This is a genomic window from Butyrivibrio proteoclasticus P6B7 (assembly GCF_000622085.1).
Classification (GTDB): domain Bacteria; phylum Bacillota; class Clostridia; order Lachnospirales; family Lachnospiraceae; genus Butyrivibrio; species Butyrivibrio proteoclasticus_A.
Genome location: NZ_JHWL01000040.1, coordinates 1 through 20,104, shown reverse-complemented (window position 1 = coordinate 20,104; position 20,104 = coordinate 1). Strand labels below are relative to the sequence as shown.

At 37.6% G+C, this 20,104-nt stretch carries 18 protein-coding genes; 11 read left to right on the top strand and 7 right to left on the bottom strand.

From position 1 onward, the window contains the following. Positions 1–1,096: hypothetical protein (locus T541_RS0115915; RefSeq protein WP_026653606.1), on the bottom strand; the 1,096-nt coding region annotated here is incomplete at its 3' end. A 254-nt stretch (positions 1,097–1,350) separates the two neighbouring features. Between T541_RS0115915 and T541_RS0115910 the strand changes: the two genes are divergently transcribed. After that, positions 1,351–1,566 carry a helix-turn-helix domain-containing protein gene (locus tag T541_RS0115910; protein ID WP_026653605.1) on the top strand — a complete coding sequence of 72 codons (216 nt, stop codon included), beginning with the start codon at positions 1,351–1,353 and terminating at the stop codon, positions 1,564–1,566. Continuing rightward, complete coding sequence (locus T541_RS0115905; RefSeq protein WP_026653604.1) at positions 1,559–2,242, top strand: hypothetical protein; 684 nt, start codon at positions 1,559–1,561, stop codon at positions 2,240–2,242. The genes T541_RS0115910 and T541_RS0115905 overlap by 8 nt, the downstream gene beginning before the upstream one ends. Positions 2,243–2,312: 70 nt before the next feature. Here the strand turns inward: T541_RS0115905 and T541_RS21500 are convergent, their stop codons facing one another. The 4 genes from T541_RS21500 to T541_RS0115865 all read right to left on the bottom strand — a co-directional run bounded on the left by T541_RS21500 (position 2,313) and on the right by T541_RS0115865 (position 7,496). Then, on the bottom strand, positions 2,313–2,471 hold the full coding sequence (locus tag T541_RS21500; RefSeq protein WP_155839552.1) for a hypothetical protein: 159 nt from the start codon (positions 2,469–2,471) through the stop codon (positions 2,313–2,315). Positions 2,472–3,239: 768 nt separating this feature from the next. Then, a complete protein-coding gene (locus tag T541_RS21700; protein WP_026653603.1) occupies positions 3,240–4,238 on the bottom strand; it encodes a hypothetical protein in 999 nt (332 codons plus the stop codon). Between the two features lie 834 nt (positions 4,239–5,072). Beyond that, complete coding sequence (locus T541_RS22005) at positions 5,073–5,195, bottom strand: hypothetical protein (protein ID WP_278247054.1); 123 nt, start codon at positions 5,193–5,195, stop codon at positions 5,073–5,075. An 855-nt stretch (positions 5,196–6,050) separates the two neighbouring features. After that, entirely contained in the window at positions 6,051–7,496 is a 1,446-nt protein-coding gene (locus T541_RS0115865) for a DUF3854 domain-containing protein (protein ID WP_026653602.1), read from the bottom strand. Between the two features lie 558 nt (positions 7,497–8,054). Here T541_RS0115865 and T541_RS0115860 point away from each other — a divergent pair. Beyond that, the gene (locus T541_RS0115860; RefSeq protein ID WP_026653601.1) at positions 8,055–9,671 is read left to right on the top strand and encodes a MerR family transcriptional regulator; all 1,617 of its coding nucleotides are present in this window, start codon (positions 8,055–8,057) and stop codon (positions 9,669–9,671) included. A 39-nt stretch (positions 9,672–9,710) separates the two neighbouring features. On the opposite strand, the gene T541_RS0115855 is transcribed toward T541_RS0115860, so the two are convergent. Together T541_RS0115855 and T541_RS19970 are read right to left on the bottom strand one after the other, a co-directional pair. Next, entirely contained in the window at positions 9,711–10,169 is a 459-nt protein-coding gene (locus T541_RS0115855) for a hypothetical protein (protein WP_026653600.1), read from the bottom strand. Then, a complete protein-coding gene (locus tag T541_RS19970) occupies positions 10,162–10,980 on the bottom strand; it encodes a ParA family protein (protein WP_051538303.1) in 819 nt (272 codons plus the stop codon). The genes T541_RS0115855 and T541_RS19970 overlap by 8 nt, the downstream gene beginning before the upstream one ends. Positions 10,981–11,761: 781 nt before the next feature. On the opposite strand from T541_RS19970, the gene T541_RS0115845 reads away from it, so the two are divergent. The 8 genes from T541_RS0115845 (at position 11,762) to T541_RS0115805 (ending at position 19,844) form a co-directional block, all read left to right on the top strand. Next, positions 11,762–14,563, top strand: coding sequence for a TraM recognition domain-containing protein (locus T541_RS0115845; protein WP_026653599.1), 2,802 nt, complete (start codon positions 11,762–11,764; stop codon positions 14,561–14,563). Positions 14,564–14,565: 2 nt separating this feature from the next. Further along, on the top strand, positions 14,566–15,417 hold the full coding sequence (locus T541_RS0115840; protein WP_026653598.1) for a hypothetical protein: 852 nt from the start codon (positions 14,566–14,568) through the stop codon (positions 15,415–15,417). A gap of 2 nt (positions 15,418–15,419) precedes the next feature. Continuing rightward, the gene (locus tag T541_RS22100) at positions 15,420–16,625 is read left to right on the top strand and encodes a DNA/RNA non-specific endonuclease (protein ID WP_051538302.1); all 1,206 of its coding nucleotides are present in this window, start codon (positions 15,420–15,422) and stop codon (positions 16,623–16,625) included. Between the two features lie 12 nt (positions 16,626–16,637). After that, positions 16,638–17,357 (top strand): hypothetical protein, encoded by a 720-nt coding sequence (locus T541_RS0115830; protein ID WP_026653597.1) that lies wholly within the window; start codon positions 16,638–16,640, stop codon positions 17,355–17,357. Further along, on the top strand, positions 17,338–17,949 hold the full coding sequence (locus tag T541_RS20890) for a restriction endonuclease (protein WP_051538301.1): 612 nt from the start codon (positions 17,338–17,340) through the stop codon (positions 17,947–17,949). The genes T541_RS0115830 and T541_RS20890 overlap by 20 nt, the downstream gene beginning before the upstream one ends. Positions 17,950–17,961: 12 nt before the next feature. Next, positions 17,962–18,252, top strand: a complete 291-nt coding sequence (locus tag T541_RS0115820; protein ID WP_026653596.1) for a hypothetical protein — start codon at positions 17,962–17,964, stop codon at positions 18,250–18,252. Further along, a complete protein-coding gene (locus tag T541_RS0115815; protein WP_026653595.1) occupies positions 18,242–19,306 on the top strand; it encodes a hypothetical protein in 1,065 nt (354 codons plus the stop codon). Before T541_RS0115820 ends, T541_RS0115815 begins: the two co-directional genes overlap by 11 nt. Before the next feature lie 346 nt (positions 19,307–19,652). After that, a complete protein-coding gene (locus T541_RS0115805; RefSeq protein ID WP_026653594.1) occupies positions 19,653–19,844 on the top strand; it encodes a hypothetical protein in 192 nt (63 codons plus the stop codon). Positions 19,845–20,104: the final 260 nt, after the last annotated feature.

Sequence of the window (20,104 nt, the reverse complement as noted above, 5' to 3'; positions counted from 1 at the left end):
ATCCACCAAACATGAAAGATGTAGAGTAAAGGTTTGTTGCGCCTGAAAGATCAATAGCGTCAATAAAAGAATCTGTACCATTTACAAGATTCTTGTCGCCATAGAACATATACGCAGTTGAAACCATATTTGTAAGAGGTTTTGTATCTCCATTTCGAACATAGATATTCTCAAGAGTACCTATTCTTGCGAACATTCCGGCAGCAGATGTGACCTTGCTCATATCACAATAAAGATAAACATTCTTAAGGCTTGTGTATAAGCTATCGCCCATGTCACCAGCCTTGCCTGTTTCTCTTATATAAGTGAAATTGGCATTAAAGAGACCATTCATGTTACCTGAAAGCTCGATATCATCTGAAATATAGATCTCAGTGATAGAACCCTCTTTTCCGTGCCAGCCAACTTTACTTGGCTCCATATCGCCACCGATATGACCGTCAACTTTTGAATCGATAGAGATATCATCTCTATTTGCGATCTCGAGTGACATATAATCCTTAGTTGGCTCTGTTACTGTGTAGAATTTCTCTGGTAAGAAGTCCTTCTCATCGCCAACAGCAGAATCATTAACCTTACCACCTCCAACAGTAGTAAAGTCATACATGAGAGAAGGCCATTCAACATCAAAAGAAGTGCCAGTAAACTCAGTTTTAACTGTGTTACTGCCAGTAGCTGTTCCACTATCTGATATTGTTACCTTTTCTCCTGCGGTTCCTGTAGTACCTGTGATATATAGTTTTCCGTCATAGATGAACCACTTGGCGTTTGAATTGCCACCTACAGTGTCACCATGAGCCTCAACCATATCCTCGGTAACAACAGTCACTACTCCGCCACCATCAATTACAGATGGATCTGGTGCAGTCCTACATGTCTCATACATAAATGAGATAACTGTTTTGCCTGCGTCTGCAACCTCGGCTTTCGCATTTGTGAAATCTGCGTCAGAGGTTGTATCTGTAGCAGTAAGGCTGGTGCCATCAAGATACTGATAAGAAATCGTATCAGCAGCATAGACTGGCAGAGGGCTTTTTGTTGAAGCAAAAAGCGCAGCCGTACTTGCTATCGCAAGTAGATACCTTAGTCTTTTCATATAAACCTCCAATTTGCATTTGCATACGATGTACATTAAATACGTAAGTGTACAGCTACAGCAACCATTAAAGCCATATCCAACTATTTACGAAAAATCCCATAAATACCCACAATTACCCCAAAATAGAAAAACAGACAGATAAACAAAAACAAAAAATGCTTATATAAAAGAAAAAAACTTGAAAAAGCACTCATTGAGTGCTAATATTACTCACGCATACACTCATTGAGTGTATGAGGAGGTTTAAAAATATGAGTAACAAACAATCACTACTTGAATTGAGAAAAAGCACAGGACTTACCCAAAAAGCATTTGCTGACAAATTTGGAATCCCTTTCAGGACATATCAAAATTGGGAAAGTTACGAAAAGGACAATGAGAATAAGGCGGGCAGAAAGGCACCAGACTATATAAAGAATATGATCGCCACAATACTTAGTTATGAAGAAGGTTCTAATAATGCATAATAAAGATAAACATTTAATAGAAAAAACAATTCTGCTTTTAGCAGCAATTATTACCATTACATCTATCTGTTATGCCTTATTGCAGACAAGAAAAGGATTCCTGCACGAAAAGAACACTTACAAAGGATACACTTACTACACAAGTATATTTTTAGATAAAGACGTGGAATCATACCACCCTGAGAAAGATATCGACTCGTTCCTATCAGAATACCCTGATTACGTTTTTATCCTGGATGAGTTTTACAAAGATGGTCTTGCATTATTATATGAAAGTAAAAAAACCTACAAGATCTTCAATCCAAGCAAGGAATATATCCCCATAGCGCACCTTGGAACAAACAAGATAACTAATAAGCCTATGGCTGGCATAAGAATAAACACAATCGAAGATCAGTTTACGCCACATACACTAATGCATGAGTTGGGACATTATATTGATGCATGTTTGGGATCCCCATCTCAAAGTAATGAATTTCTAGCTATCCTCAATGAAGAATATAAAAACTCAAACATAAACAATGATTATTATTCTGATCCGAGAGAATTTTTTGCGGAAGAATTTGCGGATTATATTACATATATGGAAAATGGTGAGAGTATAGAATACCTATCAAGGAAAACGGATACGCCAGAAAATTGCAAAAAGACCTTTGAGTATATAGAAAATGCTTAAGCGAATTTAGAAATAGCAGAAAGCATAAATAAAAGATGGTGACTCCCTATGGGAGCGACCATCTTGCAAATTACTGCACCTCAGCAGTTTTAGAATCCGTATCTCTGTGTGGCTTTGCACCCACAATACGTCTAATCAATTCCAATATTTCGTGTTCTGAATGGCCCTTTTCCTCGCACCATTCGATCACTTCTTTAATTTCTGCTTTATCCATAATTGTTTCTACCATGCCCATACCTCCAATGCAGGGCCCTTTCTTTGATATGTTCTAAGCCAAAGAAAGTCCCCGAAAGACTCCCTTTAGTTTACCCATAAGGGAGTCCTTCTTAGTAAGGACATTATAGCACATCAAGGGTTAGTGTGCCACTTAGCACTGGTTGACGCTAAGTTTAAAATCAAGCAAGAGCAGCCTCTTCTACAAATCCAAGGATTCTACCTATGGTATCAACCTCGTTATCATTTGCATAAGCGCCAATAATTTCCTTCTTACCATCAGCTGATACAACAAAAAGAGGAACTTTAAAAGTTCCTCTTTTGGCAATATTCCTATACTAGAAATTTTCTACCTTGCTTAGGGGTAGTGTACTTCCTGATGAGTTTATTATAAGACCATATAGCTTGAATATCAAGCATTTAAACTAACTTAATATGTATGTAAAACTATCGGATGCTTACCCTCTAGCCACAGCCGGGTTATGCACACCCAACATCCAGATAATTATATTAAATCAGTCTTATTTCTTCGTGACCTTATTCAAAACCCTCCTTACTAACTTTCTTAAAGCGATTCCTACTGTACACACATCAGCAATAACAGATAAAGCAATAACAAATATATTCAGGATTTTAATCATTAAAGTACCTCTCTAGTATTAGAATATGCCAGAGGGCAGCTAAGACACACCTTGGGAGTCGAGCCCAAGTAGCAGAAAGAAACAATAATCTCTAACTGCTTCCAAGGGCGCGGCAACCCGTGTGTCAATTATTAAAAAACTGATTATGCAAGAACAGCCTCTTCCACAAATCCAAGGATTCTACCTATGGTATCAACCTCATTATCATTTGCATAAGCGCCAATAATTTCCTGCTTACGATCAGCTGATACAACATAAACGAGCTGTGCGTTTGAAATTGTACCATCTTCTTCCTCAACCTCTTCATCTCTTGAAGTGTTGAGAATGTTAAGTGCTGCATAAGTATCGTCCTCACCATCCCACTGATAGTCACGAACATACTCACAAGCTTTCTTGATTGAGAAAAACTTTTTAAGTTCCTCAACAACAAGCTCTTCAGCCTCTTCATCGCCTTCTACAGAACGTCTTACTACAACGTAGTTACGCTTGCCAAGAAGGTAATAAGCGAGTGCAGTTAAGAGAAGTGCAAAGATCATGAATAAGATAAGATTTCTATAAGAAAACTCTACACTAACCTCTTCCTCAACTACCTCGTCAATCTCATCAGCCCTGTTAACACCAAGGACCTCAACAGCATCATCTTCTACTACTGCTGCAACCTTATTTGTTGATCTTACTGCTCTTTTTGATGCAGAAATTGCAGGTGTCTCCACCGCAGCTTCAGCTACAACAGTATTCTCAACTACAGTTTCAACTGTAGCAGGTGCTGGTGTTTCCTCTGTAACAACATCATGTGTGCCATTATCACCATTATTAGATGAAGGAGCAGCCTCATGTGTCTCCTCTGAAGGAGTGTTGTTTGCAGGTGCTGGTGCAGGAGTTGGTTCTGGTGTTGGCTCCTCTTCTACAGAAGGTGCTGGCTCAACCTCAGGCTCAACAACAGGTGCTGGCTCTGGAGTTGGTTCTGGTGCTGGCTCTTCGTGAGCTGGCTCAGGATCATTATGCTCCTCTACAGGAGTAACATCCCAAACTACATCTGAAGAAGTCTGCTCATAGCCCTCTTCTGCGTTAACAGTAACCTTTGCACAAAAAAGTGCAACTACCATTGTTCCAAGTCCTAAAATTACGTTGATCTTTCTCATTTTGTTTTCTCCTTTTTGACAAGCACTTAGTAGCTAATTAAGTACCCATCGTCCTTTCATTTGTTTTTATTGCAATAAAAACAAACAGGAGCGAACAAAGAGAAAGACTCTCCGTGGACACTCCTGAATGTTTGGTGACGCTCAGGAGCGTCCTTCAATTTTTAAAGTAGTTTTATTCTACTTTCTCAATTCTCGTTAGACTTAAAATCCTTAATTATAGATATTGTAAGTTTTATGAGAATTGCTGCCACTACAATAGCTGCAAGTGACAATAAAATGATTTTTGACATAAGTATTCCTCCATGGTAAAGTGAAATCAGAGGGTGAGTCATCACCTCACCCAGCTGATTTCACAGAGACACTTACCCAAAAAGTTTGGTCAAGGCAATGGTTATCAAGCATTCGATGACAACGCTGACAATCCACGCTACAAACTTAAGGAATAAGCGTCTCTTTTTCTTTCCAGAAAAATGTTTCCATCTATATAATAGACTTCTACGCTTCTTCTTTCCAGCCATGGAAACCTCCTTCCTGCCGACTATCCCCTGATGAGAGGGATAGCACTTTTGCACTAAAGTCCCTACTCATTCATCAGATGAATAGTCTTATCCGTTTATCCAAACGTATTTGGAAAGGTGGTTAAGCTACCATGTCAAATATCCTCTTCTGATGCTGATAAGCATACAATATCGAGAATATTTAATGCGATCAGTAATACGTCTAGCATTACTAACCATTTTTTTGTTCTTTTTGACATAATTACCTCCATCATGGTAGAATAGCTACAGCGGACGAGGATGGCCGGTCCCCGTCATATAGCTAATTAGCCTTTGTTTAGTGGCTTAAGAGTTCAAATACTATCCTTACAATGCTGGCTAGCATGTAAATAACAGATAGTATGTCCTTAAGTCCTTTAAACAGGGCTTTTTTCTTTGAGTTTTTATTCTCATTTCCCATGACAAAACTCCTTTCCACTGACCCCAAGAACAGGTGAGTCAGTTAATAATTACTGCACCCCTATTCTGGCAGTCATGCACTTTATCTAAAGTAGCCTTTAGAAAGGATGTCATGTCTCCTTGAAACAATATTAAATTGTAAAATAAGTAGAAAAGCCTTAAAGAAGGGTTTTCCACTTTAAAACTGACAAGGGCCTTGAACCCTTCTTAACATTGAACCTAATCAATGTCTACCTAGCCGATAAGCTAAGGTGGGTTCCGACCCGTCAGTTGGTTTGAGAGATTTATACAGGCACCACCCTGTTCCTAACTTATCCCAACATGCGCAGCTTATCTCTCATTGTGCGATATCGGTCATTGCCAATCTTTCGTGGGCAAAAAGGTTCTTCCAACTTTAGTGAAAGAACAACGCCCTTCTTTAGGGAAAGCATCAATCTCGGTCTACAGACAATCCCGTAGAATCTTTTACAGCTCAAAGCTGAAGGGCTGGTTGAAGGTCCTAGAGGGATATACCCTCATTTACTTATCATGCCATAAGGCATACTGATAAGTTGTGTCTTATATGACATGATAAGCATTTAAGGTTGGAAAGAGACCTTAATTACCATCAAAAAAAGACAATAAAAAAAGATCTTTATCTTTCCTTTAGTAGCAGCTTCTTATCTGATAAGATAATTGGCCACTCAAGACAATACGTCCTGTTAATACATTGCCAATACAGCAGTGCGTAACTAAAAATAAAATAAAAATCTATGACTGTTATAACACACACTATCCTTATATAGCAACATCATACAATTTCGATATCAAAAAATACTTTTATAGAAACAAAAAAAGAAGAGGCAAAACCTCTTCTTTACATGGCAGGTCTGATGTCTGGCAAAACACCTGTTAAGAGAATATCGTCAAGTCCTTTACCCCACTGAGAATTCCACTCACCGGTAAAGACTGTAAGATTCTTCTCTTTAAATGCAGTAACAACCAAAGACTCCGCATAAAGTACCGCTTCATTAACCTTCTTATCAGCGTCAAGAACGATTACAAAAGCTCTTGTTCCCCTTCTTATTAGAGAATCAACAAGGCTTCTTTCCATACCCTGCTCATCTTCAAATAATTTAAGAATAGAACTTGTGCCTGGCACTGAGACAACAGGAACATTAAGCATGAGATTGCCTACAATCGCTTTCTTTTCTCCCTCTGTTACATATACTATAGTAGGATCATCGCCCTGCTTTGTATAAAGACTACAGAATGAACCTGACTCACATCCATTTGTGAACTTGTTAATCCTTCTAGGATTACCCTGTTCATCTTTAAGATGAAGCTCTTTAAAAGAAGTAAAGTTCATGTACTTTCCAACAACCTTACCGTCTGGATAACCCTTCTTATTTAAAGAAATAAGATTATGTTCTGATCCATACTGATATGCAAGGATTGGCTCAGATTCTCCTTCGGGCATAAAATACCAACCAGGAATCTCATCCTTCATATAATAATTGAAGATACCATCTTTGCCATTAAGTGTTCCCTTTACCTTAGGATAATCATTTCCTATCCTTATCCTAATGATGTTGCCATCACTATCGAATACAGGAAAAACAATTCCGCTAAGATAATATAAAGTCCATGCGCCATCTTTTCTCTGATAGAAACCTGGTACGCCAACAGGCTCGCCAAGTTTTTCAATGATGTTAGCCACTATCTTCTTTCTTGAAAGATTCTTTAATCTTTCCTTAGAAGAATACCTAATTCTGTCCTCGGGTGGCATAGATTTAATATGAAAAGCCTTTATTGCCTTTTCAAACATGCCATTCTGACAATCCCATTCAGCTCTGAGTTTAGCCTCATGCTTATTCTCAAGAACAAGATTGTTCAAAAGCTCCCTATAGAACATATTAAGAGTTTTTGGGTCTGCACACTCAGATGTGCCTTCAAGAGGAAGTGTATTCCAGTCAGTATAATCTGCTGCCACTACCCTCTCATTACTTCTGCCATTTCGATATGAGGAACTATTATAATATGTTCCTTTTTGTGAATTTTTAGGTAAAGCCTTAATAAAGCTCTCCCTGTTTGCATCGTACTGTTCCTTAGGTTCCCACGCTGTAAAGTGCTCAGGAGTAATTTTCTTCCATACCCACATCTTGCCAGATGCAGTTATGATATCACCTTTAGCTCCATGAACTCTATGGCAATACCATAGATAGTCACCATTTCCGAATGTAACTTGGTTACACCAGTCTGGCTTTCCACAAATAGGACAGGGATTTGAAAAAGAACAGTTTTTAGATACACCTCCACTCATGGTGGGCCTCCTTTCAAAGAGGCAAGATCTAGCTGATCTTTGCGCGCTCTATTTTTAGACATAAAAATAGAGCAAGACGCATGTTTGCTTCTTGCCCATTAATACAATGTGCCGACGAAATATTATAAGAATAATAAGGCAATAATAAAGCGACATGCAGCCTCTGTCAATATGAAAATACATTCAAAGACGTAAATATTCATTTATAAAAGAATATTAAGTAAGAATGCTTAGCTACAGCAATAGAAAATTCATTTATATCATTACGATGCAAAACAAAGCAAATAGCGATAACAAATCTAGGCTAATATGCGCAAATAATAGCCAATACAAAAGGCAAATATTCCACCCCGAGCTTTTAACCATCAAATAGACAAAAAGCCCTTAAATCGCCAAATTTTGCGTTATTTTGACTTTGACAAAATATGGTAAAAGCCACAAAAACAAATTTTCGCAAAAAGGAAAAATTCTTTTATAAAAACCTATTGCTATAAATAAACACCATCGGATTAAATCATCAGTATGATCATAAAACCCAATTTCAAATAAGGAGACGCCATGAACGAAGATATTATTATGAACAACAACGAAAATATCTTTGCTGGTAATAGTATATTTAGCTCAAACGAGGAGGGAAAAATATGCAAAGAGGCAGCTGGAGACAGCCGTGCCGACAACATTGATCCACAATCCCCATTATATGATGGAGCTACACCAGCAACAGATAATAAAAATCAGAAAGAATATAATCCAACATCATTTGCGGAAAGCTTTATGAAGGACTTCGACTTCTTTTCATCAACAGAGATGATTGAAGAGCCAGAAGTGATACCTTCAACAGAGTCAGAAATACTCTACTCCACATTTGACATTGCCAATGAACTTGGCATCACTCCACAGACTATCAGAAACTATACTGGGTACTTTAAAGATTTCCTTAATGTAGAAAAGAACGATAGAGGTATCGCTCTATATACAATAGAAGATCTTGAAACACTCAGACTAATATTCAGCCTTAAGCATAATAAGAAGTATGATAAAGAAAAGATAAGAATATATCTTGAAAACGACGGAAAGATGCCTCCACTTGGCGACAGCAACACCGCAAAGAAAGTAAAAAGGGAACAGACCTCTCTTAGTAAAGACGCAATGCTCAAGTTTGCCGACTATATTGAAAAACTATTCGAGTCTAACTTTAATAAGTTTGAAAGCTCATTCTCGGATAAGGTAGAAAATGTTGGTAGCTTAATCAATGGAATGGATGCAACAATTAAAGAGCAGGCAGATATTATTGAAAAACAGAGAGCTGAGCTTGAAAAACAGCGCGATCTAATCAATGGTGTTAAGAGCATGACAAAGCAGAGTAAAGATGCTATCGAACAGATCAAGCAGACTCAGGACGACAATGCTGACAAGACAGATGAGGCCCTTAAAAACACCGAGTCTGCACTGCTCAAGGCAATCTCAAACATTACAATGCCAGAAATCAAACTTCCTGATATCGACCTGGAATCCGTTAAGGAAGATATCAAGAAAGACATTGATAGCAAAACAAGAGCAACAGCAAACGAGCTGAAAGATAAGCTGAACAAACAGCAGCAAACAATCGGAAACCTCGATGCAAAGCTTAGCAAAATTGCAGAAAACACGGATGCAAAAGATACTCAAAACGACGCAAATGAAAGCATAAACCGTGTAAAAGATCAGCTCTCATCAAAAATCGACAAGACAAACAGTGATATTACTAAGACAATAAAAAAAGACAACGCAGAGTTATTAAAGAAGATTGATGAAAAGCTAGAAAACATGAGCAATTCTACATTACAGGACCCTGAGCCACAAGATCAGCAGGAACTTGAACTTCTTAAGAAAGAACTTGATGATATCAAGGAGAAATTCAAGATATCGCAGATAATTATTAGTAAGCTTGAAGAGGAGAATTCAGTGCTCTCCAACAAGCTATCCCTCTCAACAGAGCTTATCAATAGGTTAAACACACCAGCTGGTGATTACGAAGAGGCAGCAAAACCTGTTGCGAAGAAGATACAAGTAGAAATACCTCAAAATGATGAATATGATGATTATGAGGATGAATACGAAGAAGATACTGACATGGAAGAATTCACAGACATGTTTGATCTATTGGACGAAAATGAACCCTCACTGGTCAAATAAGACAAAAAGCCAAGGCGATAATCGCCCTGGCTTTTATTATTAGTCACCAAATAATAACTCTTCGTATTTCTTGGCCTTCTCGATATAGTCCCTATTCTCTTCAATATCCTTATCTACTAGATATCTTATGTAAGTACCAACACCAACATTTTTCTTTCCCGTCTCTCTCTCATATTTTTTTATGAGAAATCCCAGATCGTTTTCTACACCATTACCAATATTTACAGCGATAAATCGCCTCTCCATTGGTTCCTCGCCCGTTGGTCTCCTGCCCCTTTTAGTTTCTTTTTGCTTCTCCTCTTCTACCACAAGCGCTTCAGCAGGGTTCTCCAGCACAACTTCGTTTGTCTTTAACTCTCTTTTTTCTGTTTTTGCCCTCGTTGATGTGCTATTTGCCTTTTTTTCTGTAACTTCTTTGCGTTCCTTTGTCTCGTTCTCATTTACCTTCTTTTTGTTGCCAAGATCTACCTTTGTCATTCCAGAAAAGAAATCACTCACTAGTAATCACCTCCATCAACTCTCGTACAAAGTTACTATAATCTACCGCACCACTGTTGTTATCATACTTATATATAGAGCCCTTAGCCTCAAGAATCCTATGTTCACTATAATTCTTAGGCTGGTCTATCGATACCCATGTCTGAGTAGACGGAATGGCTTTAGAAAGCCTGATTCTCGTTTTAAATGGATATAGATTATACTGAGATAAATTATCAAAACTCTCACTGATTTTGGTGTGAGTAGAAGTACCCTTCTCATCTAGCATTGTCAATAAAGCTCCATATATCCTAAGGTCTGGATTAAGCTCAGCCTTTGCTTCATTGATATCCTTAACAAGACTACTAATACCCTCAATTGAATAGTTTTCTGCCTTCATCGGAATGATTACGCCATCAACAGCAGCAAGAACGTTATCAAGCATTATTCCCGGCGTAGGATCAGAATCGATTACTATCATGTCATACTGGTCCTCTATTGGTGCAAGAGCTGTTCTGAGCCTATTCTCACCAGCCTTAACATTCACCAGTTCACACAGCGCCATCTTTAAATCCTCTCCTGATGGAACGATATCACCCATATCATTACCTTTTACCACTACATCCACAATATTGGCACGCTTCATAATCGCATCGTAGACAGTTGGCTCCTTTCCCTTAACCCCAAAAGTGCTAGAGCAGTTAGCCTGTGGTGCAAAATCAACTAATAATGTCTTATAACCAATCCTTGTTAGCGCATCTGTAAGACATATTGCTGTTGTAGTTTTTCCTACCCCACCTTTTTGATTAACAATTCCTATCTTTATTGCCATACACTTATCCCTCCTGCGGCCATTCTATAATATGTTATACAGTAAATATGTTAAACATAAATACAAATAACATGCCTAAATAAAAATCCCAGCATAATGTGTAAAAGTAAATATGTTATACATATATACAATAAAATACAGAGTGTAAAAAGTAATTATGTTTTACATATAAACAAATATACATATTTACACAAAAGTAAAACCCCTGATAACAAGCGGGCTATAAAATAATAATATAGCACGTCGCTGCATAAATCAAGATGTTTATGTGTATTACATATTTAATTATTAGCATAATAACAGTAAATTTATAATACAGTATTTATGTTATACATTATTACTATTTTACTATTTAACTGTAAATATGCCATTGTGTATTTGTGTTTATATGTATATTTGTTAGACTTTTGCAATGCATATTTGTTTTTATGCAATGCTGTTATTATGTGCATATGTATTTATTATATACATTCATTATGTAAATATGTATTTATTGATTACTGTACTTATGTTAATTGTATTATATGTTTATATGCAATTCTGCTAATCTGTTTATACTAAATGCATTTATATTTATATAATGTCGTACAGTTAAACAAAATGATTTATTTACAATCAAACATATATATTTATCTATATGCATAAAAGTAAATAAATAAAACATATAACACTTCAGGCCAGCATATTCTCCCTTTATATAAACGAACTCTTGCTATAAATGAACACTCTGCGCGAATATTAATCGAATTATGTAAATTTTCAACAAAGAAGGAAGGTTAATATGCTACCGATCATTATTGGATTTATCATGCTATGCCTAAATATGTTGCTACTAACATACAGATACGGCTACGCAATGTACAACGTGCAGGAAGTTGTTTTTACAACAAGTCCGATTTACATACTTATTGCATCAGTATTACCAGTTATCTGGTGGCTGTACTCAACTAAAGAAGATACTTTTAATTTCTACGACAGAAAGAAGCTGACACTTAAATTAGTAATAGCAAATGCCACAATGTGCGTAGGGCAAACAATCTGGACCTTTGTATTTGATACATTGGTATTTAAGATATGTAAAATCCCGACAGGAAGAAACCTGGATGCTAAAATGCTATTCATTCTATGCAGACTTGCCCTAATCGGTGTAACTGGTCTATTTGCATATGCAATCTTCGCAATTGTGAGAAGAGTAAAAGAGAATGAAGAGATCGTCGAGAATATCGAAAATATAAGATGGCAGCAGCTTTTTGATACTAGAAAGAATAAGGATGTGGCATTCGATCTCAACATTCTTAGAGACATGAAAACCGGAAAGCCAATTCTTATAAAGGAAAATGATAGATTCGTACACACATTCACACTTGGTAACTCAGGTACAGGTAAAACATCAAGTACGTTCATACCAGCTATAATTTGTGACCTTAACACAAAGCTTAGAAACATGAGCAAACGTGTTCCTCTTGAAATGAAGTTCGTAAAAGAAGGAAAAGGAAAAGCATATAAAAATGGAAATGGCGTATCAACAGAATATGATGTTGTGGCAAAGAAAGAATATGCAGACGAACTAGAACAGATCAGAAAGAAATATCCTGATTGCGGTATTACAGTAATGGCTCCAAATAATGCCATGAACAAAGACATCATCAAGTTAGCAGCCGCAAGAAATATGAAAGTAAATGTTCTTGATCCTGCAGTGAATTACAAAAACAAAAACGTAAGAATGGTTGGATTAAACCCATTCTACGTAGAGCCAGGATTGGATAAAGAACAAAGACAGATTTATATAAAGAACAAAGCACAGACATTCGCAGAAGTTCTTCTTGCAGTAAACGATATTCAAGGCAAAGGCGGAGACCCTTACTTCAGAGGCATTAACGAGTCCGTTACAACAAACGCGGCTGTCATGTGCATGCTATATGCAGTACTTAACGGAAAACAGACTAACATAACACAAATTCAGTCAGTAATTTCTGACTTTGGCAAACTAAAACCTATTATTGAAGATATTGAAGACAAGCTTCACATGAAGGTTATCGTACACGAATTAGAAACAAAGAGTAATCAGAGAAAAGACAATAAGAGAGATATGGATAGGGATGATATCCAAGAGCCTGTATTCGATGAAGATGCTACCGACGATATCATATTCTACCCACTTACTGATGAATCTGAAATTCCTGAAGAATACAGGGAGCAGGGTGTAACCCTTGACGAATACTCAGAACTGTTAAAAAGAGAAGCTGAAGGATATGCAGAAAACATCCATTTTGTTAAGCAAGAGCTTCTTGGCGCTGGTGCTGAAAAGATGTTTGAGCAGGCACGAGGTCTTAGAAATATCCTTTCAAACCTTTTGCTTGATGTCCGTGTAAAGAGAGCATTATCAGCTCCTGAAGAAAACCTTCTTGATTTTGACAAAGCCTTTGCAAGAGGAGAGATCACGCTTATTAACACAGCTATTGAGTTCGGTGCGCAATCATCAACTGCGCTTGGTCTTTTCATCTTGCTGCTTATGAAACTTGCAGTAGTTCGTAGGCCAGCAGAAAACAGAATGAACCACTTTGTATACATCGATGAGGCTGCACAGTATATGCACCCAGTATATGAGGATATGTTCGCTCTCTACAGACAGTACAGACTGTCCGCAAACATCGCTATCCAGTCTCTGTCTCAGTTTAAGAAAAACGCTACAACACAGTACCTCAGAGACGTTATCATGGGTTCTGGTGTTCATATCGTATTTGGACGTGTATCTCCTGAGGAAATGAAGATATACGAACAGATGGCAGGAATAGAGCATAAAGAGTCTATACAGACATCTATCAACTCTAACTCAGAACTTGATGTTAATTACAACGTAACTAAGAGTAAGAGAAGAACAGTCGAAGATAAGAGTGCAGTAGCAGGTGACAAGATTAGAATGAGAGGATTCCAAGAAGTTACCGTATATGCGATTGACGAAGGAAGAGTCCTCAAAGGAAAGCATGCAAAAACAACATTCCCTAAGCCTTCTGACTTTAAGGATCAGAATGTGCCAGACTACTCATTTGACAAGTATTCAGTAGATGGCCCTTCAAAGGGAAGAGTAATAGAAATGCCTAAGGCAAACAAGACTGCTAAAGAAGATATGAAGAAGTATAAAACTTCCCAGCAGGTCCACAACTATAGAAATGAAGATGATGCAATCGAAACGCTCCCACTTAACAACTTGGAAGATATTCAAAGTCTTGCAAGCGACGATGTAGTAAAGCAGCGCCTCGGAAATGCATCAATGCTGTTAGCAAATGTCGATATCAGAAGAAGCTACTCATCAGACTCTGATATAGAAGAGGAGCCAATAGAAATCCTCAACCCATCACTACTAGCTGCAAACAAAGAAAAAGTAAGTGATAACAAGGTTGTAAGAATCGACAAGATGCCAAATAGTTCAAAAAAGAAACAGCCCAAAAGCAAGATCGATGAGAATACAGACTTTAGTGATTTCTTTAATGAAGATAATGACAATGACAGTGCTGATACTACAGAAGAAGATGCACTTGATGAACTTCTCGCAGAACTTAATGGTGAAAGACGGAGTATTTAAGAATGAGCAGAATCATTCCATCAAGATTTTCATATGACTCAGGATGTCATATAGAAAATACAACTATTAGATCAAAGCTAAAAGATAAAGAACAGGCAACTGGAGAACAAATCATTATCTCGCTTTTAAAAAAATACGGATACATGAACATGATGCACATTCAAAGAGCATTAAACATGGATTCACATAGAACAATAAACGCTAGAAAATCCATAAGCAAGATGATGAGCAGGGGCTTAGTAGAAAAATACACAATAACATATCCTGGCGATGAACCGGACAATGACGTGTATATATTATCTAAAACTGAGCGCAGCAAGTATAGGAATCTGCGCTCAGCCTTTAGATACAACATGAATGACATTCCCAACATACTAGAGCACCTGTCAGCCACACAATGGCACATTTCCGTTCTTGAAGGAGCTGGAACAAAAGATAAGATGTTCTATAAAACAGTTCCTTATAAGAAATTCATAACTCAAGTACCATCATTAGTACAAATAAGAACAAGACTCGGAAGAAAAATGAGTATTTGTGCCATCCCTATTCCCAAGGGAGAACACAAAAACAAGATAGGCTCACTCATTACCCAGATCATATCCCTCCATGGATATTTTTCTGAAGATATAGACAGATACGGTTCATTCGTTGTCTGCCTGATATGTGAATCAGAGTCACAAATAGAAGAGGTATCAAAGTTATTCCAGCAAGTAAGCGAAACATCAGATTTTTACCTCATATATTCCCTAGATTGCATAACAGACGATGAATTGGTTGATCCTCTTTCTCTGATATATGACGTAGAAAGAGAAGATGGAGCAACAAAGCTAAGCGTCTTTAAACTAAGAGGTTAATCGTGAAAAAGAAAAAGATAATATCAATACTCCTTGTCTCAGCACTAACAATATCTATTGCTGGTTGCGGCAAGGGCAATCTGAGCGCATCTGATCTAACATCAGCCTACGCAAGCAATGAAACGATTGAAAAAATAACAGACGGAGCAGTAACGGTTTCGGAATATGCCGAGGACGGCATCGATTACATTACAGACGAAAACAATATCAACAACGCCAAACAAAACGCCGAGGACCTAAAAGATAAATCAGTAAATTGGTGGGACTATTGGCTTGCAAAGATAGAAAGCTGCTGGAACGACTTTTTAGCAACCCTCAAAGCCCCAACATCCGACTTTAAAGGCCAGACTTACGATTACGATGATCTTTCAGAATATGACACGTTAGGGGAATTTAAAAATCCTTGGTTAGAAGCTCAAGGCATTGACACAACAGATCAAGGCACCCTAACCGAACAGCTCAAAGACTTCGTAAACAAAGCATCAGAAGATGCAAAGGCAACAGCTGAAGCCATAAAAGAAAACCATGACGCAAAACACGGTGACGATACTGCTTCAAATACAACAGAAGAGACACCTACTGCTTCCTCCAACCAAGAAGCGATATCGCAGATAATATTAAGCCTTGTTCCTGAGTATAGTGGCGAACCTTATGTAGTAATCAATAACAACATTCCATTCTTTACAGCAGATGATTACACATATGAACCATTTGAATACTACTCAGAGAGAGACTCTCTTGGAAGATGCGGAATGGCATATGCAAATATATGCAAAGAACTGATGCCAACCGAACCAAGAGAATCCATAGGTCAGGTAAAGCCATCTGGTTTTAATCAGGCAAAATATGACATTCTCATCAACGAAGATAACCTTCAGGGTTATATGTGGGCAAGATGTCACCTCATAGGATTCCAGCTTGCAGGTGAAAACGCAAACGATAAGAACCTTATCACTGGGAGCTTTTATTTCAACACAGTTGGCATGGAGCCGTTTGAAAATGCAGTGGCATCCTATGTGAGATATTATGACAGGCACGTTACTTACAGAGTAACGCCTATATACAACGGGAATAATCTTGTGGCAAGTGGTGTACTCATCGAAGCAAGGAGCGTTGAAGATAATACTATCAGCTATTGCGTCTTTGTTTACAATGTAGCACCTGGAATAAAGATCAATTATGCAGACGGTTCAACAAGTCTGCAATAAGGGTATATAAAAATGGAACTATCATTTGACTATAAGACCTTAATTGGCCCTAAAAAAATGAACATAGACACACAAAAAGCCAATGTATTCATCGATAAAAATAGTCCATCGGCAGCAGGCTTTTTAATGAGAAAAATGCTAACGCAAGGCGCATCTGTTGTCGTATACGGAAAAAACATGGACTATTACAGATATGTATATGACATAGTGCCTGATTATATCTACGGAGTCAATGGCAGCTCCCTTATAAATGACTTCTGTGTGCCCTTTATAAAAGGAAGCACATACTCAACAGCCAAGAGGTGCAAAGATGTTTTCAACGATTACAAACAGGTTAGAGTACATGATTACATGAATAACTCTGCAAAGCAGAAGATTTATGATCCGAATGTATTTCAGAGCTTCATAATAATTGATACTTCTGGTGTAACAAAAAGAAAGCTTATTGCGGAAGCCTTATTAACAAGTATAGTTGAACAGGCTATCTCGTCAGAGCCACTGCACGAACTGTGTATCTTTATGGATGCTCCATTAAAGCCCATAACAAAAACATGCATAGAAACGCTCAGAGATGCTTCGGGAATGAGTAATATATCATTCATATCCATGTACAAGGAAGTCCCATTGCTAGAAAAAAACGATGTTTTGGTAAGAAAAAATGAATTAGCCACCCTGATACATAAATCAAATAAAAGATTTGAGGTTATAAACAATGAAAAATCAACAGCATAAAAGCAAAGGACAGAGAGCATTCACAACGAAAGCCCTCTCAGGAAAGCAAGCCCCCGCAGCTTTATATATAATACCTGCAGGTATAGCCACAGTTTATGTTTTCGAGGCTGTAAAAAATGGAGGATACCTTGGTAGTGCGGTACTGACTGCATCAATCTGCCTAATGATTTCATCTCTATTAGTAACGTTTGGATGGATACTAGCTTATAAAAAGATGCTTATGGGCGCAACCATAAGACAAATAGACTCGATGAGTGGAGAACAGTTTGAAGATTATCTGGCTTACATGTATAAACGCAAAGGTTTCAATGTAAAGACTACCCCAAAGAGTTGTGATTTTGGCGGTGATCTCATTGTAGAAGATATGGAAACAGGTACGCTGACCTGCATACAGGCTAAAAGATGGCGAAGAAATGTTGGAGAGAGCGCAGTTCAACAAGCCATTTCCGGTGCGCAGTATTACGATTGCGATAACGCAATGGTTATAACAAACAGCACATATACAGACGCAGCCAAGAAATTAGCCAATAAGTGTGGCGTAAAGATGATAGACAGGTTCTCACTTGGAACCCATAAAATGTATGAGATATAAAAGGAGATACAAATGAGTGGCAATAGATCAGACATAATAAATCAGCTCGCGGCATCAATGGGAGCTGGTGATTATGCCAATACAAGGTACGAAGGCTCTCGTTATGACAAAACAACAGGAACATTGTATTGCGATGGGATGATACTGTCAAAGTCAGCTATAGACGAAGCTCTCAGCTGGTTTAAGATGATGCATTCAAAATGCCTAACAATAAATGATGCGGCATCAAATAAGATGGCTACGACATACAAAATAGCAATTGAAGCAATAAACAGACTCAAGGAGGGTAAAAATGATGAGTAAGAAAAGCCCAAATTTTGTAGGAAATGTAATAACAGCGATTGCAACAGGTCTTTTTGTTACAACCGTAGGAGTAATAGAAGTCTTTAATATCGGTGAGAATTATAGCAGCAAAAACTATGAGGACTACGTAATAGTAGGTCAGTACAAGAACTTAGACTATGGCGCCTCCCCTAAAGAAATAACAAGAGAAGATATCCAGAACAACCTTAAGGGATATGTTGATGGAATGGGCGGAATATACAAAGATGATGAAGAAGGCATTGTAGATGAAGGCGATATCATTGAGGTACACTATGGCAAAGAATCTATCGAAGAAAATACAGTAACCATAAGCGTAGGAAAGCACACTTTTAACGAAGAAATAGAAACTGCTCTGATAGGTCACAAGGCAGGAGAGAAGTTTAATATTACCCTCGAAAACGGTGACACCTACACACTCTATATAGACCACGTACATGAACCCGATACCATCACAGACTCTTATGTTGCAAATCTTGGTATCGAAGGTGTTACAACCGTCGAGGATCTTAAATCAAAAATAAAGACATATCTTGAAGAAAAAAACAACGAAGAGTTCCTTACAGAAAAAGGAAATGCACTTTTCCAGCAGGTATACGATAACTGCACTTTCAAAGAAATGCCTGATGAAATGATTGCACCCTTTAGAGAAGTCATTCAAAAGAGAGTCTATAACACGGTAAATAGCTACAAGCAAACCTATGGAGTTGAAATCTCAGCAGACGTTCTTTATGAGCAGACATTATTAGCTGGAGGATATAAGAGTGTTGACGAATATATAAATGCCCTGGCTATCCAGGATGCTAGGGTATACGCTATGTGCCGCAAGATTGCCAAGATTGAAGGCATAACAGCAAATCACACTGAGGTATATTCATCTGCAGCTTCAGACTGGGCAAACATGACAGCTACATATCCAACACTTGAAAGTTTCCTTGAATATAACGACATAGAAACATACGAAAGAATAGTCCTTACAAAAGAAGTCAAAGATCTGATAGCCAATTCATCACAGGGAGTAAGTAATAATGCCTGAAAGATTATGTATGAATTGTGGAAAATCATTCATAGCTAGTAATAGAAATTGGGTGTTCTGTTCTGGTGAATGCAAGAAAAGATATTCCAACCACAGAATGTTTTCGTGTGTCAACTGCAGGAATACTCAATGTAAAGTGAGAGACAATAATTCACTCACAGTTCCAAATGGTTGCTTGAATTTCGGATGGCCAACAATAATAAAAGCAAATACAACAGCAGTTTAAAAACAAGCTCATATTTGCCTCATATAGAAGTTTTTATTAACCTTGGCAATAAAATAACCGTAAAAACATTAAAAACGCAAAATAGGGCAAAATATTAACGTTTAATCAGAAAGGCTAAAAATGATAAGGATCGATAAAGAAGTTCCAACGGAAATGGGTACAATATTCATTGAAGCCGCCTATGACAACGAAAAAGAAGCTAAAAAGGACGGATATACATACGCATTCGTATCAACAAGTATTGATTGCACTCTCTGGTCCAAAATAATCGATAAAAGTAGGCGAACCCATCATTACGCAGTAGTTGGATGATAATATGAAAAAGACAAAAGGAGATCAATAATCTCCTTTTTCTTTGCACAAAAATAAGCAAAAAAGAATAAAAATAAAGAGTCAAAGAAATAATTGACCATGTTTACCCATCACTATATATCAAAAAGTACGACAAAAACACGAAAAAGAATAGAAAAAGAAAGCAATCCTTCCTCAAAACAGACAAACAAAAAGAGCTATTGCACATCGGCAATAACCCTTTTTGTTTTTAGAACTCACATGCTTATCAATGAAACCTG

Coding starts and splice junctions, on each gene's coding strand:
- T541_RS21700 (WP_026653603.1), bottom strand. CDS start 4,238: ATGAGAAAGATCAACGTAATTTTAGGACTTGGAACAATGGTAGTTGCA.
- T541_RS19970 (WP_051538303.1), bottom strand. CDS start 10,980: ATGGCAATAAAGATAGGAATTGTTAATCAAAAAGGTGGGGTAGGAAAA.
- T541_RS0115905 (WP_026653604.1), top strand. CDS start 1,559: ATGCATAATAAAGATAAACATTTAATAGAAAAAACAATTCTGCTTTTA.
- T541_RS0115910 (WP_026653605.1), top strand. CDS start 1,351: ATGAGTAACAAACAATCACTACTTGAATTGAGAAAAAGCACAGGACTT.
- T541_RS0115840 (WP_026653598.1), top strand. CDS start 14,566: ATGAGCAGAATCATTCCATCAAGATTTTCATATGACTCAGGATGTCAT.
- T541_RS0115815 (WP_026653595.1), top strand. CDS start 18,242: ATGATGAGTAAGAAAAGCCCAAATTTTGTAGGAAATGTAATAACAGCG.
- T541_RS0115860 (WP_026653601.1), top strand. CDS start 8,055: ATGAACGAAGATATTATTATGAACAACAACGAAAATATCTTTGCTGGT.
- T541_RS0115845 (WP_026653599.1), top strand. CDS start 11,762: ATGCTACCGATCATTATTGGATTTATCATGCTATGCCTAAATATGTTG.
- T541_RS0115805 (WP_026653594.1), top strand. CDS start 19,653: ATGATAAGGATCGATAAAGAAGTTCCAACGGAAATGGGTACAATATTC.
- T541_RS0115820 (WP_026653596.1), top strand. CDS start 17,962: ATGAGTGGCAATAGATCAGACATAATAAATCAGCTCGCGGCATCAATG.
- T541_RS0115865 (WP_026653602.1), bottom strand. CDS start 7,496: ATGAGTGGAGGTGTATCTAAAAACTGTTCTTTTTCAAATCCCTGTCCT.
- T541_RS21500 (WP_155839552.1), bottom strand. CDS start 2,471: ATGGTAGAAACAATTATGGATAAAGCAGAAATTAAAGAAGTGATCGAA.
- T541_RS20890 (WP_051538301.1), top strand. CDS start 17,338: ATGAAAAATCAACAGCATAAAAGCAAAGGACAGAGAGCATTCACAACG.
- T541_RS0115830 (WP_026653597.1), top strand. CDS start 16,638: ATGGAACTATCATTTGACTATAAGACCTTAATTGGCCCTAAAAAAATG.
- T541_RS22005 (WP_278247054.1), bottom strand. CDS start 5,195: ATGGGAAATGAGAATAAAAACTCAAAGAAAAAAGCCCTGTTTAAAGGA.